This window comes from Mizugakiibacter sediminis (assembly GCF_000953855.2).
GTDB classification, from domain to species: Bacteria; Pseudomonadota; Gammaproteobacteria; order Xanthomonadales; family Rhodanobacteraceae; genus Mizugakiibacter; species Mizugakiibacter sediminis.
In genome coordinates this window covers 33,944-44,172 of sequence record NZ_DF970179.1, presented here as the reverse complement: position 1 = coordinate 44,172, position 10,229 = coordinate 33,944, and the positions used below count along the sequence as shown (strand labels likewise).

The 10,229-nt window shown below is 73.0% G+C and carries 9 protein-coding genes; 4 read left to right on the top strand and 5 right to left on the bottom strand.

Going from position 1 to position 10,229, the window contains the following annotated elements; all coding sequences use genetic code 11:
- Entirely contained in the window at nt 1-1,371 is a 1,371-nt protein-coding gene (locus tag MBSD_RS06580) for a pyridoxal phosphate-dependent decarboxylase family protein (RefSeq protein ID WP_062536212.1), read from the bottom strand.
- A 131-nt stretch (nt 1,372-1,502) separates the two neighbouring features.
- Between MBSD_RS06580 and MBSD_RS06575 the strand changes: the two genes are divergently transcribed.
- The 3 genes from MBSD_RS06575 (at nt 1,503) to MBSD_RS06565 (ending at nt 4,956) form a co-directional block, all read left to right on the top strand.
- Nucleotides 1,503-2,048 (top strand): hypothetical protein, encoded by a 546-nt coding sequence (locus tag MBSD_RS06575; protein WP_062536210.1) that lies wholly within the window; start codon nt 1,503-1,505, stop codon nt 2,046-2,048.
- Nucleotides 2,049-2,154: 106 nt separating this feature from the next.
- Nucleotides 2,155-3,234 (top strand): sterol desaturase family protein, encoded by a 1,080-nt coding sequence (locus MBSD_RS06570; protein ID WP_062536207.1) that lies wholly within the window; start codon nt 2,155-2,157, stop codon nt 3,232-3,234.
- A gap of 348 nt (nt 3,235-3,582) precedes the next feature.
- The gene (locus MBSD_RS06565) at nt 3,583-4,956 is read left to right on the top strand and encodes a sensor domain-containing diguanylate cyclase (RefSeq protein ID WP_062536205.1); all 1,374 of its coding nucleotides are present in this window, start codon (nt 3,583-3,585) and stop codon (nt 4,954-4,956) included.
- 24 nt (nt 4,957-4,980) lie between these two features.
- Here MBSD_RS06565 and MBSD_RS06560 read toward each other — a convergent pair whose 3' ends face one another.
- The 3 genes from MBSD_RS06560 to MBSD_RS06550 all read right to left on the bottom strand — a co-directional run bounded on the left by MBSD_RS06560 (nt 4,981) and on the right by MBSD_RS06550 (nt 7,863).
- A complete protein-coding gene (locus MBSD_RS06560; RefSeq protein WP_062536203.1) occupies nt 4,981-5,523 on the bottom strand; it encodes a phosphatase PAP2 family protein in 543 nt (180 codons plus the stop codon).
- Nucleotides 5,492-6,652 (bottom strand): glycosyltransferase family 4 protein, encoded by a 1,161-nt coding sequence (locus MBSD_RS06555; RefSeq protein ID WP_062536201.1) that lies wholly within the window; start codon nt 6,650-6,652, stop codon nt 5,492-5,494. Before MBSD_RS06555 ends, MBSD_RS06560 begins: the two co-directional genes overlap by 32 nt.
- Nucleotides 6,653-6,807: 155 nt before the next feature.
- A complete protein-coding gene (locus MBSD_RS06550) occupies nt 6,808-7,863 on the bottom strand; it encodes a hypothetical protein (protein ID WP_062536199.1) in 1,056 nt (351 codons plus the stop codon).
- A 107-nt stretch (nt 7,864-7,970) separates the two neighbouring features.
- Between MBSD_RS06550 and MBSD_RS06545 the strand changes: the two genes are divergently transcribed.
- Nucleotides 7,971-8,405 carry a DUF4399 domain-containing protein gene (locus MBSD_RS06545; RefSeq protein WP_062536197.1) on the top strand — a complete coding sequence of 145 codons (435 nt, stop codon included), beginning with the start codon at nt 7,971-7,973 and terminating at the stop codon, nt 8,403-8,405.
- Between the two features lie 19 nt (nt 8,406-8,424).
- Here MBSD_RS06545 and MBSD_RS06540 read toward each other — a convergent pair whose 3' ends face one another.
- Nucleotides 8,425-10,221: an ABCB family ABC transporter ATP-binding protein/permease gene (locus tag MBSD_RS06540; protein ID WP_062536196.1), complete on the bottom strand. Its 1,797-nt coding sequence runs from the start codon at nt 10,219-10,221 to the stop codon at nt 8,425-8,427.
- Nucleotides 10,222-10,229 lie beyond the last annotated feature (8 nt).

Genomic DNA, 10,229 nt, shown 5'->3' with positions numbered 1-10,229 from the left:
TCACGCCGCCGCCAGCGCCGCGCGCACCGCCTGCAGCGTGAGGTCGATGTCGGCCTCGGTGGTCGACCAGTTCGCGATCGCGGCGCGCACGGCCGGGCGGCCGGTGTAGACGGTCGGCGTCATGAATGCGCGGCCGTCGGCGAGCAGGCGTTCGAGGAAGCGGTCGCGCGCGGCGGCGTCGCCCTCGCGCAGCGCGAAGCAGACGATGTTGAGGCGCACCTCGTCGAGCACTTCGATCGCCGGCAGCGCGGCCAGACCCTCGCCCAGGCGCCGCGCCAGCGCGCAGTTGCGCCGCACCACTTCGCCGATGCCCTTGCGGCCGTAGGCGGCCAGCGCGAACCAGGCGGGCAGGGCGCGGAAGCGGCGCGAATTCTCCGGCGTGTAGTGCAGCGGATCGGGCGTGTCGCCGAGATAGGCGGCGGAGGCGCGGAACACTTGCCGCTGCAGCGACGGATGGCGCGTGTACACCAGCGCGCTGTCGTAGGGCACGTTCAGCCACTTGTGCAGGTCGACAGTCACCGAGTCGGCCAGCGCGAGGCCGGCGAGCCGGCCGGCCTGCGCCGCATCCAGCGCGGCGAACAGACCGAACGCGCCGTCGACGTGCAGCCATGCGTCGTGGCGACGGCACAGCGCGGCCAGCGCGGCGATGTCGTCGAAGTCGCCGGTGTTCACCTCGCCCGCGCTGGCGACCACCAGCGTCGGCCGCTCGCCGCCGTCGGCGAGGCGCTCGGCCAGCGCGTCGGGATCGACCGCCGTGCGTCCCGGCAGGCAGCGCAGCACCTCCACGTGACGCCGGCCGATGCCGAGGATCGCCGCCGCCTTGAGGATGCTGGAGTGCGGTGCGCCGCCCAGCACGCGCAGTCGCGGCGCGCCGGCGAGGCCTTGCTCGGCGACGTCGTGGCCGCGTTGCGCGTACAGCCACTGGCGCGCCGTCGCCAGCGCGACCGTGTTCGACTGCGTCGCGCCGGAAACGAAGTAGCCCGCGAACTCCTCGCCCAGGCCGAACAGGCGCGCGTAAGCGGACGTGGTGGCCTGTTCCAGCGCGGCCGCCGCCGAGCCGATCGTGTTGGAGACGTTCTGGTCGTATGCCGAGGCCAGCCAGTCGCCGGCCAGCGCGGCCGGCGTCGCGCCGCCGGTGACGAAGCCGAAGTAGCGTGGCCCGGCGGAACCGGAGAGGCGCGGCTCGTAGTGCCTGCGGAAATGCTCGAGCGCCGCCTCGGCACCGATGCCCTCGGGCGGCGCCGGCACCTCGCCGCTGTCGACGACGCCGGCGGGCCGCGTCGGCAGGCCGTGCAGGAAGGCCAGCGCCGCGTCCAGCGCGGCGGTAAGCGCGGGACGGTACTGCGCGCGTGCAGGGAGGGATTCGCTCACGGGACGGGCTCCACGTTTCGCCGGCGGCGCGCCGGATCGACGACATGGGGATGGAACGCCGCCGCAGCAAGCGCGGACCGGAGCCATGCGCTAGATTGGTGCCGCACGTGATACGTCGAAAGGAGACAAGGATGACGACGCCGTCGACCGGGAAGTCCGTGCACGCCGCGGCCTGGCTGCTGGCGGGCATCGCCGCGCTGGGCGGCTGCCGGCGCGCGGCGGTGCGCGTCGATCCGCCCAACCGCGGCGACGTGTCCTATCGCGCGCTGATCGACCCCGCGCAGCCCCGTTACGTGCTCGAGCCGCGGCAGAGCTTCAGCAAACCCGAGCCGGTCGACCATCCCGCGCCGGTCTATCCGCCGGAACTGCTGCCGCTGCGCCTGCCGGCGCAGACGTTCGCGGCCAAGGTGATCGTCGGCGCCGACGGCCGCGTCGTCGACGTGCGCATGCTGGCCGCGCCCGGCGCATCCGCACCGCCGCATGCCGACGCGTTCGCCGCCGCGATCCGCCGCGCCGTGACGGCCTGGACCTACACGCCGCTGCGCATCGTCACCTGGGCAGAGACGGATCGCGGCGCCGAGGCGCGGCGCGTCGAGACCCGGCCGTTCAGCCTGGACTACGCGTTCACCTTCGCGGTGAAGGACGGCCGGCCGGTGGTGACGAACGACGCGAAGTGAGGCGCCGTTCGGGCCGCCCGCGCCGCCCGGAAAGTCCTCCGCAAGCTGCCGTTGGCAGGATCGGCGGGCGCGCCGGCCCGCGGCGCGACGATGTGTCCGCGAAGCCATGCCCGACCTGCCTTTCTACTGGTCCCACGTCGCAGCCTGGGTCGGCCGGCACGCGATCGCGCCGGTGCTGGCGGCGCTGCACCTGACCGGGCTGACCGACGATCCGGCCGACATCGCCGCCTCGCTGATGATTGCGACGCTGCAGCTCTGCATCATCGGCTGCCTGTTCCGCCCGCTGGAGAGCTGGCTGCCGGTCGAGCGCTGGGAGGACCGCCGCTGCGCGCGCATCGACTTCCACTACACCTGGCTGATGCTGGTCGGCGTGTTCCCGCTGTTCTCGTTCCTGATCCTGACGCCGTTCGCCAACTGGCTCGCCGGCGGCGGCGCGGGCGGCGGCGATGGCGGCGGCTTCGACCTGCAGCATCTGTTGCCCTGGCTCGGCCGGCACCGCTGGGCGCTGTTCGCCGGCTACTACCTCGCCTACGACTTCACCTACTACTGGATGCACCGCGTGCAGCACTGGATCCCGTGGTGGTGGGCGATGCACAGCATGCACCACAGCCAGCGCCAGCTGAGCTGCTGGGCCAACGACCGCAGCAACTACCTCGACGGCGCGCTGCAATCGTTCGTGCTGGCGGCGGTGGGCGTGGCGTTCGGCGTGTCCGCCGACGAGTTCGCCTGGCTGATGCTGCTCGGCGAGCTGGTGCAGAACTTCTCGCACGCCAACGTGCGCATCGGCTTCGGCCCGGTACTGGAAAAGATCTTCGTCGACCCGAAGTTCCACCGCCTGCACCACATGCGCGTCGATCCCGCGCGGCCGCGCCTGCACAACTGCAACTACGGCCAGGTGTTCGCGTTCTGGGACGTGCTGTTCGGTACCGCGCTGTACGGCGAGCCGCCGCGGCCGACCGGCGTGGCCGATCCGATGGTCGACCGCGACAACGAGCTAGGCCTGGTCGCGCTGCAGATCGAAGGCCTGAAGCGCTTTTGGGGCGCGGTGCGCAGGCTGGACGGCTGGCGGCCCGGCGAGGTCGCCTTCGGCGAGCGCTACCGGCCGATCCGCGTCGAGCATCTGGACCTGCACGCGCTGGCGGCCGCCCCCGCGCCGCCGGGCCGGATGGCCGCGACGGCGGAATAGCCGTCGCGCCGCGTCCGGCGCGACCAAACCGGGAACTGCGACGAAGCGCGCGCAAGCCGCGCCGCGACGCCCTCATGTCCGGCGCGCGCCGGCCGACACAGGGGACGAAAGCGGAAGGCCGCGCCGGATGCCCGCGGCGGCCCGCCCATCCTTGCGCGTGCAAGCAAACGGCCGCGTGCGAATCGATTGACGTGCCCGGGAGTGGAGCCGATGATTGGAAGCGACAGTCCCGCCAGGGGGCGGGTGTCGAGTGACGCGCGTGGTCGCTGACATGGCGAGGACGAGCGTGAGGCGTGGTCGCGTCGGCCATCGCCGGCGCGCGCGACCGTGCCGGGCGGGAGCATCGAAGTGAGATCCGCGCTCGCCGGCGACCTGCTCGATGCGCTGGACATGCAGGCTGCCGTGCTGGATGCGCGCGGTACCATCGTCGCGGTGAACGGGGCCTGGAAGCGCTTCGCCAGCGCCAACCAGGGCGACCGGTCGACCTACTACGTCGGCAGCAACTACCTCGATGTCTGCGAGGCGGCGGCGCGTCGCGCGAGCGGCGCGGGCGCCCAGGCCGTGCTGAACGGCATCCGCAGCGTCATGCGCGGCGAGCGGGAGCGCTGCACCATCGAGTATCCCTGCGACGCGCCGACGCAGCGCCGCTGTTTCGTCGTCCACGTGGCGCGCTTCCGGCACGAGGGGGCGGACTACATCGGCCTCGTGCACGAGGAGATCACCGCGCGCAAGCAGGCCGAGGAAAGGCTGCAGGAAGCCGAGGCCACGCTGCGCAAGGTGCTGGAGGCGCTGCCCATCGGCGTCTGGATCATGGACCGCGAGGGCCACATCATCCACGGCAATTCCGCCGGCAAGCGCATCTGGGCGGGCGCGCTCTACGTCGGCCCCGAGCAGTTCGGCGAATACAAGGGCTGGTGGCTGAGCAACGGTCGGCGCATCGCCGCGGACGAGTGGGCGGCGACGCGGGCGATCCGCAAGGGCGAAACCTCGATCGACGAGGAAATCCGCATCGAGTGCTTCGACGGCACCAGCAAGATCATCCTCAACTCGGCGGTGCCGCTGCGCGACGCGGCGGGCACGATCAGCGGCGCGATCATCGTCAACCAGGACATCACCCGCCGCAAGGCCGCCGAGGAGCAGTTGCGCCGCGCCACCGCCACGGTGGACGCGATGAACCGCGAACTGCAGGAGGTGCTGGCGCGCGAGCAGGACAACGCCCGCACCGACGAGCTGACCGGCGTCAGCAACCGCCGCCGCTTCTTCGAGCTCGCCGAGCCGATGTTCGCCGCGGCGCAGCGCTCGTGCACGCCGTTTTCCGTGCTCCTGTTCGACATCGACGACTTCAAGCGCTGCAACGACCTGTTCGGCCACCAGGTCGGCGACGCCGTCCTCAGGCGCGTCGCGGACATCGCGCGCGAACACACCCGCGGCGCCGACCTGCTCGCGCGTTACGGCGGCGAGGAGTTCGTCGTGGCGTTGCCGGAGACCGACGCCGAAGGGGCCATGACCGTCGCCGAGCACATCCGCCAGGGCATCGCGGCGTCCCGCCTGCGCGCGGGCGATCGCGAGATCGGCGTGACGATCAGCGGCGGCGTCGCCGAGATGCAGGTGGGGGACGACACGCTGGACCGGCTGATCCGGCGCGCCGACCAGGCGCTGTACGCCGCCAAGGACGCGGGACGCAACTGCATCCGCCCGCACGCCGCGGAGGATGGCGGCTGACGCGCCGGGCGCGGCGGCGCCGTTTCAGGCGAACGGCGTCGAGCCCGGCCCCAGCCACAGCGAGAGGCTGCCCAAGCCGATGCCGAGCACGGACGCGGCGAGCACGTCGCTGGGGTAGTGCAGTCCCAGCACCACGCGCGAGGCGGCGATCAGCGCGGTGAACGGCAGCAGCAGCGCGGCCAGCGCCGGGAAATAGGCCAGCGCGACGATGCTGAAGCTGACCGCGTGCAGGGTGTGGCCGGACGGGAAGCTGAACTCGTCCAGCGGCGGCACGTGCGCGACCACGCCGTCGCAGGCGCGGAACGGGCGCGGGCGCCGCGCCCAGCGCTTCAGCCCGCGGTACAGCGCCAGCGCCACCGCGCCGGTGGCCAGCATGTGCAGCGCCGCCTGCGCGCCGCGCATGCCGCCCAGCAGGGCGAACGCCAGCATCAGCGCGTACCAGAACGCGCCGTCGCCCAGCCGGCTGATCGCGCCGAAGAACACGCCGACGACGCGGCGCGCGCCCCAGCGGTTGGCGACGACGCACAGACGGCGGTCAAACCCGGGCAGCGACGACGGGGCGATCATGGCGGCGCTCCTGCGCGAGGCGGGACAGCAACGATTCGAACTCGACGATCACCGCCTCCGGCGACAACGCCGCGACCGCGCTGCGCGCGTTCCGCCGCAGCAGGTCGCGCAGTACCGCGTCGACGCCGAGGGCGAACGCCGCGGCGATGAAACCGGCGGCGTCGCCCGCGGGCACGCGCATGCCGCTGATGCCGTCGGCGAGATGCTCGCGCGCGGCGCCGTGGTCGTAGGCGACCACCGCCAGGCCGCTGGCCATCGCCTCCAGGGTGACGTTGCCGAAGGTCTCGCTGAGGCTGGGAAACAGGAACAGGTCGGCGCTGGCGTAGTGGCGCGCCAGGTCCTCGCCGCGCCGCGCGCCGGCGAAGACGAAGTCCGGGTTGGCCGCCGCCAGCGCATCGCGGCCGGGGCCATCGCCCACCCACACGTAGCGGGCGTCCGGCACGCGCGCCTGCAGGGCGCGGAATGCGCGCACGGCCAGATCGAGATTCTTCTCCGGCGCGATGCGGCCGACGTACAGCACCACCAGGCCGTCGTCGCGCGCGCCCCACGCGGCGCGCAGGGCGCCGTCGCGGCGCCGCGGATGGAACAGCTCGGCGTCGACGGCACGCCGCAGCAGGCGTACGTTGTCGATGCCGCGCGCGGCGAGTTCGTCGGCCAGCGCGCGCGTCGGCACCAGCGTGGCGGCGGCGCGGCGGTGGAAGCGTCGCAGGTGCGCCAGCACCAGCGGCGTGAGGAAGCCGAGGCCGTAATGCGCGGCGTAGTCGTCGAAGCGGGTGTGGAAGCCCGTGCAGGCGGGAATGCCGAGGCGGTCGGCGGCGTCGAGCGCCGACCAGCCCAGCGGGCCCTCGGTGGCGACGTAGACCGCGTCCGGCCGCGCCTCGCGCCAGCTGCGCCGCAGCCGCGCGCCGGCGGGCAGGCCGAAGCGCAGGCCGGGATAGCGCGGCAGCGCCATGCCGCGCACCGTCAGCGCGGCGATGCCCGCTTCGCCGCCGGTGTCCGCCGCGCGGCGCGGCCGCACCAGTTGCACCGCGTGGCCGCGTGCGGCGAGGCCGTGGGCGAGCCCGTGCACGGTCAGCGCCACGCCGTTGATCTCGGGCGGGTAGGTCTCGGTGACGATGCTGACGCGCATGCGCGACTCCGGGCCGGCTGCCGCCAGCTTGCGGAAGGCGCGTTGCGCGCGGGTGATGGCCGCATGACGCGGCGATGACGGCGCCGCCGCCGCGCGGGCGTGCGGACGCGGGTGTCCGCGCGGACCGGCGCCGGGGCGCGCCGGATGCGCGGCGCTCAGCGCCGGCGCATGCGCGTCAGCAGGCCGCGCTGGGCGCCGCCGCCGTCGTCGCCCTCGATGGCGACGTAGCCGAGCGCATGATGCGCGTTGATGAAATCGGCGACGTCCTCGACCGGCGCGCCGGAAGCCTCGGCGATCGCGGCCAACGTGCCGGCCTGCTTCATCATCGCGGTGGCGATGCGGAAGTGGCGCGGGAATTCGCGCTCGATCTGCGGCCAGCGCGTCAGCCTGTAGCTGGCCTGCGGATCGAGCGCCTTCGCCAGCGCGCCGGGCGTCGCGCCGAGCGCGGCGAGCCAGCGCAGGCGCGCCAGCGGATGCGCCTGGCCCTGGCGCGCGCGCGCCAGCGCGTCGGCGTCGATCGGCGCGAGCGCGTCCGGCGGAAGATCGAGCAACGGCTTGATCGGCTTCAGCATGGCCTCGCCGTAGTAGGCGTCGTTCTCGGGGTCGAGCACCACCGTCGTCGTCCCCGAGGTCGCGCGGTACGCGCCGTCGAGACGCTGCGCCAGCAGCAGCGCGCCGATGCTGGCGGGTGGATCCGGCTGCGTGTCCGGCGTCTCGGCGGTGTCCGCCGCTGCCGCGGCGGTCTGCGGCGCCGCCTCCGCCGGCTCGCCGGCGGAGGCGGGCGGCGCGGGTTCGGCGGCGGTCGCTGCGGGCGTCTCGGCGGCGGCCTCGCGCGCGGCGAACGCTGCTTCCGCCACGGCCTGATGCGCCGCGCGCACGCCGTCGCCGACCGGCATGCCGCGCTCGCGGGCGGCCTGCGCCAGCACCGCCGCGAACGCCTGCGGATCGAACGGCTTGGGCAGGACCAGGTCGGAATCCTTGGGCTCGGCGACGCGCGTGTAGACCGCGGTGCGCTTGCCGGTGCCGACCGCGCGCAGCCAGGCCATGTGGCCCCACACGCTGTCGGTGTCGACGACGATCAGGTCCGCCTCACCCTCGTCGGCCCACAGCCAGAGCTGCGACATCTGCGCGCCCATGCCGGCCAGCGCCTTGTGGAACAGCGCGGCGTCGTCCTCGGACACCCCCGAGAGCGCGATCTTGAGTACGTGCATCGGCCGGATTCCCCCCGCGAATTGCGCGGGGTATTGTAAGAGGATTCGATGCGAGGTCCATGTCACGAGGCGTATCATGCGGGCTTCCCCGCCCAGGAGGATCCGCGATGAAGCGCACCATGACCGCTCTCGGACTCGTCCTCGCCGCCGCGGGCGCGGCGGCGCAGACCGCCGGCACGCTGCCGCGCAGCAAAGCGCCGGAGCACGCCAGGCTCTATTTCATCAGCCCGAAGGACGGCGCCACCGTCGGCCGTGACGTGACCGTCCGTTTCGGCCTCGAAGGCATGGGCGTGGCGCCGGCCGGCGTCGACAAGGCCGGCACCGGCCACCATCACCTGCTGGTGGACGTGAAGGCGCTGCCGCCGGCCGACCAGCCGATCCCGAAGGACGAGCACCACCTCCACTTCGGCAACGGCCAGACCGAGACCGTGCTGCACCTCGCGCCCGGCACGCACACGCTGCAGCTCGACCTCGGCGACGCCAACCACATGCAGTTCGACCCGCCGCTCGTCTCGCCGAAGATCACCATCCGCGTGAAGTGAACTTCGCGGCAGCCGCGCCTCAGGCCGGCTCGGCCGCGCGCGCCGCCTGCGGGTCGCGCTGCTGCAGCGCCCACAGCGCGGCGTAGCGGCCGCCCTGCGCCAGCAGCGCGGCGTGCGTGCCGCGCTCGACGATGCGGCCGTGGTCGAGCACCAGGATCTCGTCGGCGTCGACGATCGTCGACAGGCGGTGGGCGATGATCAGCGTGGTGCGGCCGCGGGCGATCTCGGCCAGCTCGGCCTGGATCACCTTCTCGGTGCGCGTGTCGAGCGCGCTGGTCGCCTCGTCGAACACCAGGATCGCCGGCCGCTTCAGCAGCGTGCGCGCGATCGCCACGCGCTGCTTCTCGCCGCCGGACAGCTTCAGGCCGCGCTCGCCGACGGCGGTCTCGTAGCCTTGCGGCAGGCCCAGGATGAAGTCGTGGATGTGCGCCGCGCGCGCCGCCGCCTCGACTTCCTCGCGGGTGGCGCCGGGGCGGCCGTAGGCGATGTTGTAGTAGATGGTGTCGTTGAACAGCACGGTATCCTGCGGGACGATGCCGATCGCCGCGCGCAGCGAGTCCTGCGTGACCGTGCGGATGTCCTGGCCGTCGATCAGGATGCGGCCGCCGCTGACGTCGTAGAAGCGGAACAGCAGCCGCGACAGCGTCGACTTGCCGGCGCCGGTGGCGCCGACCACGGCGACGGTGCGGCCGGGCGGGATGGCGAAGTCGACGTCGTGCAGGATCGCGCGCTCGGGGTCGTAGTGGAACGACACGCGCTCGAAGCGCACCGCGCCGCCGCGCAGCTGCAGCGGCTTGGCGTCGGGCGCGTCGCGCACCTCGGCGTGGGCGTCCAGCAGGCGGAACATGTGTTCCATGTCGGTCAGGCCGCGCTTGATTTCGCGGTAGGTCATGCCGAGGAAATTCAGCGGCACGGAGAGCTGGATCAGCAGCGCGTTGACCAGCACCAGGTCGCCCAGCGTCAGGCGGCCGGCCACCACGCCCTGCGCCGCCATCGCCATCAGCGCGGTCAGGCCGACGGCGATGATCAGGCTCTGCGTGCCGTTCAGCACGCCGAGCGAGCTTTCCGTGCGCACCGCCGCTTCCTCGTAGCGGCGCAGATCCGCGTCGTAGCGCTTCGCCTCGAACTCCTCGTTGCCGAAGTACTTCACCGTCTCGTAGTTCAGCAGGCTGTCGACAGCGCGCGCGTTGGCGGTCGATTCGACCTGGTGCATCTCGCGCACCATGCGCGTGCGCCATTCGGTGATGCGCACGGTGAGGAAGATGTACAGGCCCATCGTCGTCAGCGTGATCGCGGCGAAGCGCCAGTCGAAGCGCCGCAGCAGCAGCGCGGCGACCAGCGCGATCTCGACCAGGGTCGGGATCACGTTGAAGATCGCGTAGCCGAGCAGGTTGTAGATGCCGCGCGTGCCGCGCTCGATGTCGCGGGCGACGCCGCCGGTGTGGCGGTCGAGGTGGAAGCGCAGGCTGAGCGCGTGCAGGTGGCGGAAGGCGGCGATGCCGGAAGCGCGCATGGCGTGCTGCGAGACGCGCTCGAACACCAGCTCGCGCAGCTGCGCGAACAGCGTCGCCGACAGGCGCAGCACGCCGTAGGCCGCCAGCAGCAGGCCGGGCACGGCCAGCAGCGCCGCGCGCGTATCGAGGCGGTCGACGATCGCCTTCAGCACCAACGGCACGCCGAGGTTGGCGACCTTGGCGACGATCAGCAGGGCAAGCGCCAGCGCGATCCGCCCCGGATAGGCGCGCAGGTACGGCAGCAGCATGCGCAGCGCGCGGCGCTGGCCGGTGGCGGGCAGGGGATGTGCGGCGGCGGTCATGGCGGGCT

What these genes read in the sequence shown, in the direction of transcription:
- MBSD_RS06560 (WP_062536203.1), bottom strand. Translation starts at nt 5,523, where the DNA reads ATGATCGCCCCGTCGTCGCTGCCCGGGTTTGACCGCCGTCTGTGCGTC.
- MBSD_RS06570 (WP_062536207.1), top strand. Translation starts at nt 2,155, where the DNA reads ATGCCCGACCTGCCTTTCTACTGGTCCCACGTCGCAGCCTGGGTCGGC.
- MBSD_RS06575 (WP_062536210.1), top strand. Translation starts at nt 1,503, where the DNA reads ATGACGACGCCGTCGACCGGGAAGTCCGTGCACGCCGCGGCCTGGCTG.
- MBSD_RS06545 (WP_062536197.1), top strand. Translation starts at nt 7,971, where the DNA reads ATGAAGCGCACCATGACCGCTCTCGGACTCGTCCTCGCCGCCGCGGGC.
- MBSD_RS06540 (WP_062536196.1), bottom strand. Translation starts at nt 10,221, where the DNA reads ATGACCGCCGCCGCACATCCCCTGCCCGCCACCGGCCAGCGCCGCGCG.
- MBSD_RS06550 (WP_062536199.1), bottom strand. Translation starts at nt 7,863, where the DNA reads ATGCACGTACTCAAGATCGCGCTCTCGGGGGTGTCCGAGGACGACGCC.
- MBSD_RS06555 (WP_062536201.1), bottom strand. Translation starts at nt 6,652, where the DNA reads ATGCGCGTCAGCATCGTCACCGAGACCTACCCGCCCGAGATCAACGGC.